Origin of the sequence: Pseudomonas sp. lyk4-R2A-10, assembly GCF_030209075.1 — a bacterium.
Lineage (GTDB): Bacteria > Pseudomonadota > Gammaproteobacteria > Pseudomonadales > Pseudomonadaceae > Aquipseudomonas > Aquipseudomonas glycinae.
Map to the genome: position 1 here is coordinate 85,927 of NZ_JARVSR010000011.1, position 16,271 is coordinate 102,197.

The following is a 16,271-nucleotide window of genomic DNA, read 5'->3' on the forward strand; positions in this document are numbered from 1 at the left end:
TCAAGACGGCTTGCCGACTGACCTGCGGATTTGAGTGACAAACCCATGCCAAAACGTACAGACATTAAAAGCATCCTGATTCTCGGCGCTGGCCCGATCGTTATCGGCCAGGCCTGCGAATTCGACTACTCCGGCGCCCAGGCCTGTAAAGCCCTGCGCGAAGAGGGTTACCGCGTCATCCTGGTGAACTCCAACCCGGCCACCATCATGACCGACCCGGACATGGCCGACGCGACCTACATCGAGCCGATCAAATGGCAGACCGTTGCCAAGATCATCGAGAAAGAGCGTCCGGATGCCGTGTTGCCAACCATGGGCGGCCAGACTGCTCTGAACTGCGCCCTGGACCTGGAGCGCGAAGGCGTTCTGGAGAAGTTCGGCGTTGAGATGATCGGTGCCAACGCCGACACCATCGACAAGGCTGAAGACCGTTCGCGTTTCGACAAGGCGATGAAAGCCATCGGCCTGGAATGCCCGCGTTCCGGTATCGCCCACAGCATGGAAGAAGCCAACGCGGTGCTCGAGCGCCTGGGCTTCCCGTGCATCATCCGTCCGTCCTTCACCATGGGCGGCACCGGTGGCGGTATCGCTTACAACCGTGAAGAGTTCGAAGAAATCTGCGCCCGTGGTCTGGACCTGTCGCCAACCAAAGAGCTGCTGATCGACGAATCGCTGATCGGCTGGAAAGAATATGAGATGGAAGTTGTCCGCGACAAAAAGGACAACTGCATCATCGTCTGCTCGATCGAAAACTTCGACCCGATGGGCGTGCACACCGGTGACTCGATCACCGTTGCCCCGGCTCAGACCCTGACCGACAAGGAATACCAGATCCTGCGTAACGCCTCGCTGGCGGTACTGCGCGAGATCGGCGTCGAAACCGGCGGTTCCAACGTTCAGTTCGGTATCTGCCCGGACACCGGCCGCATGGTCGTGATCGAAATGAACCCGCGTGTATCCCGCTCGTCGGCTCTGGCCTCGAAAGCCACCGGTTTCCCGATCGCCAAGATCGCGGCCAAGCTGGCGGTCGGTTACACCCTCGACGAACTGCAGAACGACATCACTGGCGGTCGTACCCCGGCGTCCTTCGAGCCGTCCATCGACTACGTCGTGACCAAGCTGCCGCGCTTCGCTTTCGAGAAGTTCGCCAACGCTGACGCGCGCCTGACCACTCAGATGAAGTCGGTCGGTGAAGTCATGGCCATCGGCCGTACCTTCCAGGAATCCCTGCAGAAAGCCCTGCGCGGTCTGGAAGTGGGTGTTTGCGGCCTGGACGAGAAAGTCGACCTGAGCAACCCGGAAAGCATGAGCGTGCTCAAGCGCGAACTGACCGTGCCGGGCGCCGAGCGTATCTGGTACGTGGCGGACGCCTTCCGCGCCGGCATGACCGTCGAAGAAATCTTCGGCATGAACATGATCGATCCGTGGTTCCTGGTGCAGATCGAAGATCTGATCAAGGATGAAGAGAAGGTCAAGACTCTCGGTCTGTCCGCTATTGACCGCGATCTGATGTACAAGCTCAAGCGCAAAGGTTTCTCCGACCAGCGTCTGGCCAAGCTGCTGGGCGTCACCGAGAAGAACCTGCGCACTCACCGACACAAGCTGGAAGTGTTCCCGGTCTACAAGCGCGTCGACACCTGCGCGGCCGAGTTCGCCACCGACACCGCCTACCTGTACTCGACCTACGAGGAAGAGTGCGAAGCCGCGCCGTCCGGTCGCGACAAGATCATCATCCTCGGCGGTGGCCCGAACCGTATCGGTCAGGGCATCGAGTTCGACTACTGCTGCGTTCACGCGGCACTGGCGCTGCGCGATGACGGTTACGAGACCATCATGGTCAACTGCAACCCGGAAACCGTTTCCACTGACTACGACACTTCCGACCGTCTGTACTTCGAACCGGTGACCCTGGAAGACGTGCTGGAAATCTGCCGCGTCGAGAAGCCGAAAGGCGTGATCGTCCAGTACGGCGGCCAGACGCCTCTGAAACTGGCTCGCGCCCTGGAAGCAGCCGGCGTGCCGATCATCGGCACCAGCCCTGACGCCATCGACCGTGCCGAAGACCGTGAGCGCTTCCAGCAAATGGTCGAGCGTCTAAACCTGCGTCAGCCGCCAAACGCTACCGTGCGCAGCGAAGACGAAGCCGTTCGCGCTGCCGCGAAAATCGGTTACCCGCTGGTGGTGCGTCCGTCCTACGTACTGGGCGGCCGGGCGATGGAAATCGTCTACAAGGAAGAAGAACTCAAGCGTTACCTGCGTGACGCGGTGCAAGTGTCGAACGACAGTCCGGTGCTGCTCGACCACTTCCTCAACTGCGCCATCGAGATGGACGTGGATGCGGTCTGCGACGGCAAGGACGTAGTGATCGGCGCGATCATGCAGCACATCGAACAGGCGGGCGTTCACTCCGGTGACTCCGCGTGCTCGCTGCCGCCGTACTCGCTGCCGGCACACATCCAGGACGAGATGCGCGAACAGGTCAAGAAAATGGCCCTGGAGCTGGGCGTGGTCGGCCTGATGAACGTTCAGTTGGCGCTGCAAGGCGAAGACATCTACGTCATCGAAGTCAACCCGCGTGCTTCCCGTACCGTACCGTTCGTGTCGAAGTGCATCGGTATTTCCCTGGCAATGGTCGCGGCTCGCGTGATGGCCGGTAAAACCCTGAAGGAAATCGGCTTCACCAAAGAAATCATCCCGAACTTCTACAGTGTGAAAGAGGCGGTGTTCCCGTTCGCCAAATTCCCTGGCGTTGACCCGATCCTCGGCCCAGAGATGAAGTCCACTGGTGAAGTGATGGGCGTCGGCGACACCTTCGGCGAAGCCTTCGCCAAAGCCCAGATGGGCGCCAGCGAAGTGCTGCCGACCGGCGGTACCGCATTCATCAGCGTGCGCGATGATGACAAACCACTGGTTGCAGGCGTGGCCCGTGATCTGATCAACTTGGGCTTCGAAGTCGTCGCCACTGCCGGCACTGCCAAGCTGATCGAAGCCGCAGGTCTGAAAGTGCGTCGCGTGAACAAGGTGACCGAGGGGCGTCCGCACGTGGTCGACATGATCAAGAATGACGAAGTCACTTTGATCATCAACACCACCGAAGGCCGCCAGTCGATCGCCGATTCCTATTCCATTCGCCGTAACGCCTTGCAGCACAAGATTTACTGCACCACCACCATTGCTGCTGGCGAAGCTATCTGTGAAGCGCTGAAATTCGGTCCCGAGAAGACCGTACGCCGCTTGCAGGATCTACACGCAGGATTGAAGGCATGAATAAATACCCAATGACCGTCCAGGGCTCCAAGGCCCTGGAAGAAGAGCATGCTCACCTGACCAAGGTCGTTCGTCCGAAGCTCAGCCAGGACATCGGTACGGCCCGCGAGTTGGGTGATTTGAAAGAAAACGCTGAATACCATGCTGCGCGCGAACAGCAAGGCATGGTCGAGGCGCGGATCCGTGACATCGAAGGTCGCCTGCAGAACGCGGTGATCATTGACGTGACGACCATTCCGCACACCGGCAAAGTGATTTTCGGCACTACCGTCGAAATCGCCAACGTCGAGACTGATGAAAGCGTGACTTACCAGATCGTGGGTGAGGATGAGGCGGACATCAAACTCGGCAAGATTTCCGTCGGCTCGCCGATCGCTCGCGCCTTGATTGCCAAGGAAGAGGGCGATACGGTCGTCGTGAAAACGCCAGGTGGCGATATCGAGTACGAGATTGTCGAAGTCCGTCACATCTGAGGGTGGGCGCCTGCTGCATGCGGGCGCAATGCTCTGGCAACTGGCCCAGATGTTGTGGGTCGGTGGCCTGTGGCTGGTACATCTCGGTCTGCGACCGGTGCTGGGTCAAATCGGCCTGGCACCGCTGCTGATCGATGAAGTTGCAAGTACGTTTGAAGTGGCGGTGGTGGGGTTTGCCGTCGCGTGCGTGATATTTCAGGCTTTGGTGCTGGTACAGGCCGAGGGCCTTGCCAGTCTATGGCGGGATTTTCGCGGGCAAGTGTTGCTGATGGCGTTGTATGCGTGTGCGATGTTTGTCGCAGTGCGTGGCGGCTGGCCGGATGCGCAGCGCTGGCAGGTGTTCAGCTTTCTTGTGTTGGGTTTTTCCGGGTTGGTGCTGGTATTGCAGCCGGTGCCGGGATGGAGTGGCAGGGTGCGCGAAGCACACCCATGACCCTTGCCATCACTTGAAGCGATGGACGTTCGACAGCTGCTTGTTGACGCTGAAGTTCTTGCGGTAAATCAGTGCCATCTTGCCGATGACTTGAACCAGATCGGCCTTGCCGACCTTGCACAGCTCTGCAACGGACGCCAGGCGCGCCTCGCGATCGAGGATGTTGAGCTTGATCTTGATCAGCTCGTGATCTGCCAATGCGCGTTCGAGCTCGGCTAAAACACCCTCAGTCAAACCGTTGTCAGCCACAGTCAGAACCGGTTTCAGGTGGTGACCAATGGATTTGTATTGTTTCTTCTGCTCTGGAGTGAGCGGCATAATCTGACCCTTTCGTCTGGATTCTGTAAAATGGCGGCCATTTTACCCGAGGGCTCGTGGATCCGCCCAATTAATCACGACCCTAATCAACGAGGTGCCCAATGGCGCGTTCCAAGACAAGCCTTGGTTGGCTGAAAAGACATGTCAATGATCCCTATGTGAAGCAAGCGCAGAAGGATGGCTACCGCTCGCGTGCGAGTTACAAGCTTCTGGAGATCCAGGAGAAATACAAACTGATCCGTCCGGGCATGAACGTCGTCGACCTGGGCGCGGCGCCTGGCGGCTGGTCGCAGGTCACCAGCCGGCTGATCGGTGGTCAGGGGCGACTGATCGCCTCGGACATCCTGGAAATGGACAGCATCCCGGACGTGACTTTCATCCAGGGTGACTTCACCGAGGATGCAGTGCTCGCTCAGATCCTTGAGGCTGTGGGTAATTCGCAGGTGGACCTTGTGATTTCCGATATGGCCCCCAATATGAGTGGTACGCCTGAAGTGGACATGCCAAAAGCCATGTTCCTTTGCGAGCTGGCGCTTGATCTGGCGGAACGGATACTCAAGCCGGGTGGCAATTTCGTGATCAAGATTTTTCAGGGCGAAGGGTTCGATACTTACCTGAAGGATGCTCGCAAGAAGTTCGACAAGATCCAGATGATCAAGCCGGACTCCTCTCGTGGCAGCTCTCGCGAGCAGTACATGCTGGCTTGGGGCTACCGCGGTCGTAGCGAGTAAAACGAGGTTTTTTGGCGGGGCGATAGGTTTTTCATATTTCGCCCCGCGCGCATAAGCGAATATTGTGTAGAAAGTGTTTCACAAAGGGTTACAGACGGCGCCTGCCAGAGCTGTAGGTAATGTAGTAAGTTAGGCCGGTGAATATCATGCGAAGCGCGCGCCAGTAGCGGAGCTTGCTTCAGAGGGTAGTTAATTGAACGATATGGCAAAGAATCTGATCCTGTGGTTGATCATCGCGGCTGTCCTGGTGACGGTGATGAACAACTTCTCCAGCCCTAACGAGCCGCAGACCCTCAACTATTCCGACTTCATCCAGCAGGTCAAGGATGGCAAGGTCGAGCGCGTGGCCGTCGACGGCTATGTGATTACCGGCAAGCGCAACGATGGCGACAGCTTCAAGACCATTCGTCCGGCAATTCAGGACAATGGCTTGATTGGCGACCTGGTCGACAACCACGTTGTAGTAGAAGGCAAGCAGCCTGAACAGCAAAGCATCTGGACCCAGCTTCTGGTAGCCAGCTTCCCGATCCTGGTGATCATCGCGGTGTTCATGTTCTTCATGCGCCAGATGCAGGGCGGTGCGGGTGGCAAGGGCGGGCCGATGAGCTTTGGCAAGAGCAAGGCGCGTCTGCTGTCCGAAGATCAGGTGAAAACCACCCTGGCTGACGTTGCCGGTTGCGACGAAGCGAAGGAAGAAGTGGGTGAGCTGGTCGAGTTCCTCCGTGATCCGGGCAAGTTCCAGCGCCTGGGCGGCCGCATTCCTCGCGGCGTGCTGATGGTTGGCCCTCCGGGTACCGGTAAAACCTTGCTGGCCAAGGCGATTGCCGGCGAAGCCAAGGTGCCGTTCTTCACCATTTCCGGTTCCGACTTCGTCGAAATGTTCGTCGGTGTCGGTGCGAGCCGCGTTCGTGACATGTTCGAACAGGCCAAGAAGCACGCTCCATGCATCATCTTCATTGACGAGATCGACGCCGTTGGTCGCCATCGTGGCGCCGGCATGGGGGGCGGTCACGACGAGCGCGAACAGACTCTCAACCAGTTGCTGGTCGAGATGGACGGTTTCGAAATGAATGACGGCATCATCGTCATTGCAGCGACCAACCGTCCTGACGTGCTGGACCCTGCTTTGCTGCGTCCGGGTCGTTTCGACCGTCAGGTGGTGGTCGGCTTGCCGGACATCCGTGGTCGCGAGCAGATCCTCAAGGTTCACATGCGTAAAGTGCCAATGGGTGACGATGTCGCTCCGGCCGTTATCGCACGTGGCACGCCGGGTTTCTCCGGTGCCGATCTGGCGAACCTGGTCAACGAGGCTTCTTTGTTTGCTGCCCGTGCCGGCAAGCGCATCGTCGAAATGAAGGAGTTCGAACTGGCCAAAGACAAGATCATGATGGGCGCCGAGCGCAAATCCATGGTCATGTCCGAGAAGGAAAAGCAGAACACCGCTTATCACGAAGCAGGCCACGCCATTGTTGGCCGCGTCGTGCCCGAGCATGATCCGGTCTACAAGGTGTCGATCATCCCGCGCGGTCGTGCGTTGGGTGTGACCATGTTCCTGCCGGAAGAGGATCGCTACAGCCTGTCCAAGCGTGCGCTGATCAGTCAGATCTGCTCGCTGTACGGCGGCCGTATTGCCGAAGAGATGACTTTGGGCTTTGACGGTGTAACCACGGGTGCTTCCAACGACATCATGCGTGCGAGTCAGATTGCGCGGAACATGGTGACCAAGTGGGGTCTGTCGGAAAAACTGGGTCCGTTGATGTACGCCGAAGAAGAGGGTGAAGTATTCCTCGGTCGCGGCGGTGGCGGTCAGAATGCCAGCTTCTCAGGTGAGACAGCCAAGCTGATCGACTCCGAAGTGCGCAGCATCATCGATCAGTGCTACGGCACCGCCAAACAGATACTCACGGACAACCGCGACAAGCTCGATGCCATGGCGGATGCCCTGATGAAGTACGAGACGATCGATGCCGAGCAGATCGACGACATCATGGCCGGTCGTACACCGCGCGAGCCTCGCGACTGGTCGGGTGGTACCGGTACTGGCACGCCGCCTGTCATTCAGGGCGAGCGTTCGGAAACACCGATTGGCGGCCCGGCTGCCGACGTTTAAGGTTTGAAATGACTTCTGTACAGTCCCTGACCCGGTTGCCTTGCGGCAACCGGGTTCTTGATTTGGCCCGGACGCACGTCATGGGCATTCTCAACGTAACTCCCGATTCCTTTTCCGACGGTGGCCGATACAGCCAGCACGATGCTGCCTTGCGTCATGCAGAAGCCATGGTTGCAGCGGGTGCGACGCTGATCGATGTGGGCGGGGAGTCGACCCGTCCGGGCGCGCGGGCAGTTTCTCCATTGGAGGAGCTGGAGCGCGTCGCTCCTGTCGTCGAGCTGATCAATCGCGAACTGGATGTGGTCATATCGGTCGATACGTCCACTCCGGCGGTCATGCGCGAAACAGCGCGTTTGGGTGCCGGCTTGATCAACGACGTTCGTTCGCTACGGCGGGATGGCGCGCTTGATGCGGCGGCGGCCACGGGATTGCCCGTGTGCCTGATGCACATGCTCGGCGAGCCTGGCGACATGCAGGATGATCCGCGTTATCAGGATGTCACCCGGGAAGTGGGTGAGTTTCTTGCTGAACGCATGGCTCGGTGTGAGGTGGCAGGCATTCCGGCCGAGCGGATCGTTCTCGATCCGGGCTTCGGCTTCGCCAAAACCCTGCAGCACAATCTAAGCTTGTTCAAGCATATGGAAGCCCTGCATGCGCTGGGGCGGCCACTGTTAGTGGGCGTTTCGCGCAAAAGCATGATCGGTCATGCGTTGAATCGCCCTGTAGGTGAGCGTCTTTACGGTGGTCTGGCATTGGCTGCCCTGGCATCGGTGAAAGGTGCGCGTATATTGCGCGTCCATGATGTGGCGGAAACGGTGGACGTGGTGCGAATGCTCGCAGCCGTGGAATCAGCCGAATAAGAATGATGGAGCACTTATGAGCAAGAAATACTTTGGTACTGACGGCATTCGTGGTCGTGTCGGGGAATACCCGATCACTCCGGACTTCATGCTCAAGCTCGGCTGGGCTGCCGGCATGGCCTTTCGCAAGATGGGCGCCTGCAAGGTGCTGGTCGGCAAGGACACGCGGATTTCCGGTTACATGTTCGAATCGGCACTTGAAGCTGGCCTGACATCTGCCGGCGCCGATGTAATGCTGCTCGGCCCGATGCCGACTCCAGCTATTGCCTACCTGTCGCGGACCTTCCAGGCTGAGGCCGGGATCGTGATCAGTGCATCGCACAATCCGCATGACGATAACGGCATCAAGTTTTTCTCCGGCAAGGGCACCAAGTTGCCCGATGAGCTGGAGCTGATGATTGAAGAGCTGCTCGATACGCCAATGACCGTTGTCGAGTCGAGCAAGATCGGCAAGGTGTCGCGCATCAATGATGCGTCAGGCCGCTATATCGAGTTCTGCAAGAGCTCCGTGCCGACTGGCACCAGTTTCTCCGGCCTGAAGATCGTCATCGACTGCGCACACGGTGCCACTTATAAGGTAGCGCCGAGTGTTTTTCGTGAGCTGGGTGCCGAGGTCGTTGTTCTGTCGGCTCAGCCTAACGGTCTGAACATCAATGACAACTGTGGCTCCACGCACATGGGCCAATTGCAGGCGGCGGTGTTGTCCGAGCATGCGGATCTGGGTATCGCCTTCGACGGTGATGGTGATCGGGTGCTGATGGTCGACCACACCGGGGCGATAGTCGATGGTGACGAGCTGATTTTCATCATCGCGCGCGATCTGCATGAGCGAGGCAAATTGCAGGGCGGTGTGGTCGGTACGCTGATGAGCAATCTGGGCCTGGAGTTGGCTCTGGCGGATCTGGGTATTCCTTTTGTGCGTGCAAATGTCGGCGACCGCTATGTGATTGCCGAATTGCTGGAGCGCGATTGGCTGGTCGGGGGCGAGAACTCCGGACATGTCGTTTGCTTCAACCACACGACGACTGGCGATGCGATCATTGCGGCGTTGCAGGTGCTGATGGCATTGAAAACACGCAACGAAGGTCTGGCGCAAACTCGTCAGGCCCTGCGTAAGTGTCCTCAAGTGCTGATCAACGTGCGCTTCGGCGGTGGCGACAGCCCGCTGGAGCACCCGGCTGTCAAGGAAGCGAGCGCTCGCGTAACCCAGGCGATGGCGGGTCGTGGTCGCGTGCTTTTGCGCAAGTCCGGAACAGAGCCTCTGGTGCGTGTGATGGTCGAAGGCGAGGACGAATCCCAGGTTCGTGGCTATGCCGAGGAACTGGCAAAACTGGTAACTGAAGTTTCTGCCTGATTCGGCTTGCCAGCCATGATTGTGTTGGGTAACATCTGCGCCCACTTTGACCGACGAGGTACAGCATGCGTCGCCCTATGGTAGCTGGTAACTGGAAGATGCACGGTACCCGCGCCAGCGTCGCTGAGCTGATCAACGGCCTTCGTCATCTGGCCTTGCCAAGCGGTGTTGATGTCGCGGTATTCCCGCCTTGCTTGTATATCAATCAAGTGATTGATGGCTTGAAAGGTAAATCGATTTCGGTTGGTGCGCAGAATTCTGCGGTGGAATCCATGCAAGGTGCCTTGACGGGCGAGATTGCGCCGAGTCAGTTGGTGGATGCAGGTTGTTCCCTGGTGCTTGTCGGGCACTCCGAGCGTCGCCAGATCATGGGCGAGCGAGACGGAATGCTGAATCGCAAGTTTGCAGCGGCGCAGGCATGTGGCTTGATTCCGGTGTTGTGTGTAGGGGAGACCCTGGAGCAGCGCGAAGCCGGAAAGACTCTTGAGGTTGTCGGGCGTCAGCTGGGCAGTATCATCGAGGAGCTGGGTGTCGGTGCTTTTGCCAATGCGGTGATTGCTTATGAGCCGGTCTGGGCGATTGGTACCGGGCTGACTGCAACGCCGCAGCAGGCTCAGGATGTGCATAAGGCCATTCGTGAGCAGTTGGCGGCAGAGAATTCTGAAGTGGCACGAGGTGTGCGACTTCTATACGGCGGCAGCGTGAAGGCGGCCAATGCGGTCGAACTGTTCGGCATGCCGGATATCGATGGGGGGCTCATTGGTGGGGCTTCCCTGAATGCAGATGAGTTCGGTGCGATTTGTCGCGCCGCGGGAAACTGAAAAAATGCTGGAAACAGTCGTAGTCGTTTTTCATCTGCTGGGTGCATTGGGCGTAGTTGCTCTGGTTTTGCTGCAGCAGGGTAAAGGTGCGGACGCTGGCGCGTCTTTCGGAGCAGGTGCTTCAAATACTGTGTTCGGAAGCCAAGGTTCCTCTACCTTTCTTAGTAAGTTTACTGCTATACTTGCCGCCGGTTTCTTCATAACCAGCTTGGGGTTAGGGTACTTTGCTAAAGAGAAGGCTCATCAGCTGACTCAAGCAGGTTTGCCAAACCCGGCAGTGTTGGAAGTTCCAAAGCAACAACCGGCTTCTGATGATGTCCCGGTGCTTCAAGAGCAAAAGTCGGCTACTCCAGCGACTGACGTACCTCCAGCTCAAGAGCAGAAGTAAGAAGGGTTTCAAACGTAGTATTGCCGAGGTGGTGGAATTGGTAGACACGCAACCTTGAGGTGGTTGTGCCCATAGGGTGTAGGGGTTCGAGTCCCCTTCTCGGTACCAATTAGTCAGGAGAGCCCGCTGTTGCGGGCTTTCTTGCAGGTGGAAGGTTACATTGACCCTATAAGGGATCGGTCGTATACTTCCGCCCCAGCTTTGTCGCGGGGTGGAGCAGTCTGGTAGCTCGTCGGGCTCATAACCCGAAGGTCGTCGGTTCAAATCCGGCCCCCGCAACCAGTTTAAGGAGCCCCTTTTAAGGGGCTTTTTGTTAGCTGGACACTTTCAACGCCGCTGTTCGACGGCGTTTCAAGGATGGGCGTTTCGCCCATTTTTTTATTTTGCATAGCATGCACATACATGCACGAGGGGGTTCAGGTGTCGAGCAAGCTAGAAGAGTTGCAGGCCTTGTTGGCCCCGGTGGTCGTGGCCCTAGGCTATGAATGCTGGGGTATTGAGTTTTCGGCTCAAGGTCGCCACTCAATGTTGCGCGTTTATATCGATAAGGAAGGCGGCGTACTGGTGGACGATTGCGCCATCGTCAGCCGTCAGATCAGCGGTGTGCTGGATGTTGAAGATCCGATTTCCGTTGAATACACCCTTGAAGTTTCCTCGCCAGGCATGGAACGCCCACTGTTCACTCTTGAGCAGTTTGCCAAATATGTCGGTGAACAAGTGAAGATCAAGCTGCGCTCGCCTTTTGAAGGTCGACGCAACTTTCAGGGCCTTCTGCGCGGTGTAGAAGAGCAGGACGTCGTGGTGCAGGTGGAAAACCATGAGTTCCTGTTGCCGATCGATATGATCGACAAGGCCAACATTATTCCCAGTTTTGACTGAGACGCGGATCCCGCGGATCCAATGGCTTGCGAAAGGCGAGGCGTACGATGAGCAAAGAAGTACTGCTGGTTGTTGAGTCGGTATCCAATGAAAAGGGTGTACCGGCAAGCGTAATTTTTGAAGCGCTGGAGCTGGCTCTGGCCACTGCTACCAAAAAGCGTTTTGAAGACGAAGTTGATCTGCGTGTGGAAATCAACCGCCACACCGGTTCCTACGAAACATTCCGTCGCTGGACGGTCGTCGAAGAGAATGATCTCGATGATCCGGCCATCGAAACCTGGCCGAGCAAGGTTGCTGAAACGCACCCTGGCGCCAAGGTTGGCGACGTCGTTGAAGAAAAGATCGAGTCCATCGAGTTCGGCCGCATCGCTGCGCAGACCGCCAAGCAGGTCATCGTGCAGAAAGTGCGCGAAGCCGAACGCGCTCAAGTGGTTGACGCTTATCGCGAGCGCCTCGGAGAAATCATCTCCGGCACCGTGAAGAAAGTGACCCGCGACAACGTGATCGTCGACTTGGGTAATAACGCTGAAGCGTTGCTGGCCCGTGAAGACATCATTTCTCGCGAAACCTTCCGTGTTGGCGTGCGTCTGCGTGCGCTGCTCAAGGAAATCCGCACCGAGAACCGCGGTCCTCAGCTGATCCTGTCGCGTACCGCGCCGGAAATGCTGATCGAGCTGTTCCGTATCGAAGTGCCGGAAATTGCTGAAGGTCTGATCGAAGTCATGGCCGCATCCCGTGATCCGGGTTCGCGTGCCAAGATCGCTGTCCGTTCCAAGGACAAACGCATCGACCCGCAAGGCGCGTGCATCGGTATGCGCGGTTCGCGCGTCCAGGCCGTGTCGGGCGAGTTGGGTGGCGAGCGTGTCGACATCGTCCTTTGGGACGATAATCCGGCTCAGTTCGTGATCAATGCCATGTCGCCGGCAGAAGTGGCGGCCATCATCGTTGACGAAGATGCCCATGCCATGGACATCGCCGTTGGCGCAGACAATCTGGCTCAGGCCATCGGTCGTGGTGGTCAGAACGTGCGTCTGGCGAGCCAGCTGACTGGCTGGACCCTGAACGTGATGACCGAATCGGACATCCAGGCTAAGCAGCAAGCGGAAACCGGCGACATCCTGCGCAACTTCATCGACGAGCTGGAAGTCGACGAAGAACTGGCTCAGGTGCTGGTAGACGAAGGCTTCACCAGCCTGGAAGAGATTGCCTACGTACCGTTGGAAGAAATGCTCAACATCGACGGCTTTGACGAAGACATCGTCAACGAGCTTCGCGCTCGTGCCAAGGATCGCTTGTTGACCAAAGCCATCGCTACTGAGGAAAAGCTGGCAGACGCCCATCCGGCCGAAGACCTGCTCTCGCTTGAGGGTATGGACAAGGATTTGGCGATGGAACTGGCGGTGCGCGGCGTAATTACCCGCGAAGACCTGGCCGAGCAGTCTATTGACGACCTGCTCGACATCGACGGCATTGACGATGATCGTGCCGGCAAGTTGATCATGGCCGCCCGAGCCCACTGGTTCGAGTAATTAGGCGCGGCCTGAGGAGAGAAGTGCATGACGCAAGTCACGGTGAAACAACTGGCCGATGAGGTCAAAACACCGGTAGAGCGCCTGTTGCAGCAGATGCGTGAGGCAGGTCTGCCGCACACCGCCGCCGAAGAAAATGTGACTGACAGTGAGAAGCAATCCCTGCTGACCCACTTGAAAAGCAGCCACAAGGCGAAAGTGGAAGAACCACGCAAGATCACGCTGCAGCGTAAAACCACCAGCACCCTGCGTGTGGCTGGCAGCAAAAGCATCAGCGTTGAAGTCCGCAAGAAGAAAGTTTTCGTACAGCGTAGCCCGGAAGAAATCGAAGCCGAGCGCAAGCGTGAACTGGATGAACGTCGCGCAGTAGAAAATGCTGCCCGTCAGAAGGCTGAAGAAGAAGCCCGCGTGCGCGCCGAAGAAGAAGCGCGTCGCCAGCCTGCTGCGCCGTCCGCTCCTGCCGAAGCCGTCGCTGCACCTGCGCCAGTGGCCGAACCAGTGCGCGAAGCCGCGCCGGTTGTGGCTGCTGCCCCAGCTGCCGACACTCGCAAGCGTGACGAGCAGCGCCGCCCGGACAAACCACGTGCCGACGACAACAACCGTCGTGGTGGTGGTGATGGCGAGCGCAAAAACGCTCCGCATCGCGCATCGGTCAAGGAAAAGGCTCCGGCGCCACGTGTGGCGCCACGCACGACCGACGAAGAAAGCGATGGCTTCCGTCGCGGCGGTCGCGGCAAGGCCAAGCTGAAGAAACGCAACGCCCACGGTTTCCAGAGCCCGACCGGCCCTGTCGTGCGTGAAGTGAAGATCGGCGAAACCATCACTGTTGGCGATCTCGCCCAGCAGATGTCGGTCAAGGCTGCCGAAATCATCAAGTTCATGTTCAAACTGGGTACTCCAGCGACCATCAACCAGGTGCTTGATCAGGAAACTGCTCAACTGGTAGCCGAAGAACTGGGCCACAAAGTGACTCTGGTCAGCGACACCGCCCTGGAAGATTCCCTGGCCGAGTCCTTGAAGTTCGAAGGTGAAGCGGTTCCTCGTGCGCCGGTTGTGACCGTAATGGGTCACGTTGACCACGGTAAGACCTCGCTGCTCGACTACATCCGTCGTGCCAAGGTAGCTGCTGGCGAAGCCGGCGGTATCACCCAGCACATTGGTGCATACCACGTTGAAACCGAACGCGGCATGGTCACTTTCCTCGACACCCCGGGTCACGCCGCGTTTACCGCCATGCGTGCCCGTGGTGCCAAGGCGACCGACATCGTGATCCTGGTGGTTGCGGCGGACGACGGCGTGATGCCACAAACCATCGAAGCGGTTCAGCACGCTGTTGCTGCCGGCGTTCCGCTGGTGGTTGCGGTGAACAAGATCGACAAGCCGGGTGCCGATCTCGATCGCATCCGTAGCGAACTGTCGGCCCACGGCGTGACCTCTGAAGACTGGGGTGGCGACACTCCATTCGTTCCGGTTTCCGCGAAGATGGGTACCGGCGTCGACGAACTGCTCGAAGCTGTATTGCTGCAGGCTGAAGTTCTCGAACTGACCGCCACGCCTTCGGCTCCTGGCCGTGGTGTCGTGGTTGAATCTCGTCTCGACAAGGGCCGTGGCCCGGTGGCGACTGTTCTGGTTCAGGACGGTACGCTGCGTCAAGGTGACATGGTGCTGGTCGGCTCGAACTATGGCCGCGTGCGCGCCATGCTCGACGAGAACGGCAAGCCGATCAAGGAAGCGGGCCCGGCCATTCCGGTCGAGATCCTCGGCCTGGACGGTACGCCTGACGCTGGCGACGAGATGAGCGTGGTTGCCGACGAGAAGAAAGCCCGTGAAGTGGCTCTGTTCCGTCAGGGCAAGTTCCGCGAAGTCAAACTGGCTCGCGCTCACGCCGGCAAGCTGGAAAATATCTTCGAAAGCATGGGTCAGGAAGAGAAGAAGACGCTCAACATCGTCCTCAAATCCGACGTCCGTGGTTCGCTGGAAGCTTTGCAGGGTGCTCTGAACGGCCTGGGCAACGACGAAGTGCAAGTGCGCGTGGTCGGTGGCGGCGTCGGTGGTATCACCGAGTCCGATGCCAACCTGGCACTGGCTTCCAACGCTGTACTGTTCGGCTTCAACGTGCGTGCCGATGCCGGCGCACGGAAGATCGTCGAGCAGGAAGGTCTGGACATGCGTTACTACAACGTGATCTACGACATCATCGAAGACGTCAAGAAAGCCCTGACCGGTATGCTTGGCAGCGACGTTCGCGAGAACATCCTCGGTGTGGCCGAAGTCCGTGACGTGTTCCGTTCGCCTAAGTTCGGCGCTATCGCCGGCTGCATGGTGATCGAGGGTACTGTCCACCGTAACCGTCCGATCCGTGTACTGCGTGAAGACATCGTTATCTTCGAAGGCGAGCTGGAATCCCTGCGCCGCTTCAAGGATGACGCTTCCGAAGTACGTGCCGGCATGGAGTGCGGTATCGGCGTGAAGAGCTACAACGACGTCAAAGTCGGCGACAAGATCGAAGTCTTCGAGAAGGTTCAGGTTGCTCGCAGCCTCTGACTCGCGCACTTCAAGGGCCACGTCGGGCCGCCGCATGCAAGTGCGCGGCACGGCGTCAGGACTCTAAACGCAACGCCCGGTCTGGCTTTTGTCAGGCCGGGCGTTTGCCGCTTTCAGACCTTGCGGGTTTCACCGCAGGGCAGTAACAGGTAACAAATCATGGCAAAAGAATACAGCCGTACCCAACGTATCGGCGATCAGATGCAGCGTGAGCTGGCCCAGCTGATCCGTCGTGAAGTCAAAGACCCGCGCGTCGGCCTGGTCACCATTACCGCTGTGGAAGTCAGCCGTGACGTCGGTCACGCGAAGATCTTCATCACCGTGATGGGGCAGGACAACGCCGAAGACATCGCGCAAAGCATCAAGGTGCTCAACGCTGCCGCCGGTTTCCTGCGCATGCAGCTCGCCCGCGAAATGAAGCTGCGCAGCGTGCCGCAATTACACTTCCACTACGACGAAAGCGTCGTGCGGGGTGCGCACCTGTCGGCCCTGATCGAGCGCGCCGTGGCTGAGGACAATCAGCACGTGGCTGCGGCAGAACCCGAAGACACCAAGGAGTAACTC

At 58.4% G+C, this 16,271-nt stretch carries 14 protein-coding genes and 2 tRNA genes; 15 read left to right on the plus strand and 1 reads right to left on the minus strand.

Annotation, left to right across the window (positions count from 1 at the left end):
* The first annotated feature begins 45 nt into the window (after window positions 1–45).
* From carB to QRN46_RS17500, 3 genes are read left to right on the plus strand one after another with little or no spacing between them, the layout of a single operon-like run.
* Entirely contained in the window at window positions 46–3,267 is a 3,222-nt protein-coding gene (gene carB / locus QRN46_RS17490; protein ID WP_039769162.1) for a carbamoyl-phosphate synthase large subunit, read from the plus strand.
* Window positions 3,264–3,740, plus strand: a complete 477-nt coding sequence (gene greA, locus QRN46_RS17495; protein WP_007953757.1) for a transcription elongation factor GreA — start codon at window positions 3,264–3,266, stop codon at window positions 3,738–3,740. Before carB ends, greA begins: the two co-directional genes overlap by 4 nt.
* A gap of 28 nt (window positions 3,741–3,768) precedes the next feature.
* A complete protein-coding gene (locus QRN46_RS17500; RefSeq protein WP_064382589.1) occupies window positions 3,769–4,173 on the plus strand; it encodes a hypothetical protein in 405 nt (134 codons plus the stop codon).
* 9 nt (window positions 4,174–4,182) lie between these two features.
* On the opposite strand, the gene QRN46_RS17505 is transcribed toward QRN46_RS17500, so the two are convergent.
* A complete protein-coding gene (locus QRN46_RS17505) occupies window positions 4,183–4,491 on the minus strand; it encodes a YhbY family RNA-binding protein (RefSeq protein ID WP_011332401.1) in 309 nt (102 codons plus the stop codon).
* A 101-nt stretch (window positions 4,492–4,592) separates the two neighbouring features.
* Between QRN46_RS17505 and rlmE the strand changes: the two genes are divergently transcribed.
* From rlmE to rbfA, 12 genes are all read left to right on the plus strand, one after another.
* Window positions 4,593–5,222 carry a 23S rRNA (uridine(2552)-2'-O)-methyltransferase RlmE gene (gene rlmE / locus QRN46_RS17510; protein ID WP_011332402.1) on the plus strand — a complete coding sequence of 210 codons (630 nt, stop codon included), beginning with the start codon at window positions 4,593–4,595 and terminating at the stop codon, window positions 5,220–5,222.
* Between the two features lie 202 nt (window positions 5,223–5,424).
* Window positions 5,425–7,332: an ATP-dependent zinc metalloprotease FtsH gene (ftsH, locus tag QRN46_RS17515; protein WP_285356218.1), complete on the plus strand. Its 1,908-nt coding sequence runs from the start codon at window positions 5,425–5,427 to the stop codon at window positions 7,330–7,332.
* Between the two features lie 8 nt (window positions 7,333–7,340).
* Entirely contained in the window at window positions 7,341–8,192 is an 852-nt protein-coding gene (folP, locus tag QRN46_RS17520; RefSeq protein WP_201818983.1) for a dihydropteroate synthase, read from the plus strand.
* Window positions 8,193–8,208: 16 nt separating this feature from the next.
* Entirely contained in the window at window positions 8,209–9,546 is a 1,338-nt protein-coding gene (gene glmM / locus QRN46_RS17525; protein WP_285356224.1) for a phosphoglucosamine mutase, read from the plus strand.
* A gap of 65 nt (window positions 9,547–9,611) precedes the next feature.
* Window positions 9,612–10,367 (plus strand): triose-phosphate isomerase, encoded by a 756-nt coding sequence (gene tpiA, locus QRN46_RS17530; RefSeq protein ID WP_007953744.1) that lies wholly within the window; start codon window positions 9,612–9,614, stop codon window positions 10,365–10,367.
* 4 nt (window positions 10,368–10,371) lie between these two features.
* Entirely contained in the window at window positions 10,372–10,755 is a 384-nt protein-coding gene (gene secG / locus QRN46_RS17535; RefSeq protein WP_011332406.1) for a preprotein translocase subunit SecG, read from the plus strand.
* Window positions 10,756–10,777: 22 nt separating this feature from the next.
* Window positions 10,778–10,863: transfer RNA gene (locus QRN46_RS17540), tRNA-Leu, on the plus strand.
* 97 nt (window positions 10,864–10,960) lie between these two features.
* A tRNA-Met gene (locus QRN46_RS17545) sits at window positions 10,961–11,037 on the plus strand.
* Window positions 11,038–11,175: 138 nt separating this feature from the next.
* Window positions 11,176–11,634: a ribosome maturation factor RimP gene (rimP, locus tag QRN46_RS17550; protein ID WP_041475500.1), complete on the plus strand. Its 459-nt coding sequence runs from the start codon at window positions 11,176–11,178 to the stop codon at window positions 11,632–11,634.
* A gap of 47 nt (window positions 11,635–11,681) precedes the next feature.
* Window positions 11,682–13,163 (plus strand): transcription termination factor NusA, encoded by a 1,482-nt coding sequence (gene nusA, locus QRN46_RS17555; RefSeq protein ID WP_003221546.1) that lies wholly within the window; start codon window positions 11,682–11,684, stop codon window positions 13,161–13,163.
* Window positions 13,164–13,190: 27 nt separating this feature from the next.
* The gene (gene infB, locus QRN46_RS17560) at window positions 13,191–15,707 is read left to right on the plus strand and encodes a translation initiation factor IF-2 (protein WP_007953742.1); all 2,517 of its coding nucleotides are present in this window, start codon (window positions 13,191–13,193) and stop codon (window positions 15,705–15,707) included.
* A gap of 159 nt (window positions 15,708–15,866) precedes the next feature.
* Window positions 15,867–16,268: a 30S ribosome-binding factor RbfA gene (rbfA, locus tag QRN46_RS17565; protein WP_007953741.1), complete on the plus strand. Its 402-nt coding sequence runs from the start codon at window positions 15,867–15,869 to the stop codon at window positions 16,266–16,268.
* The last annotated feature ends 3 nt before the right edge of the window (window positions 16,269–16,271 follow it).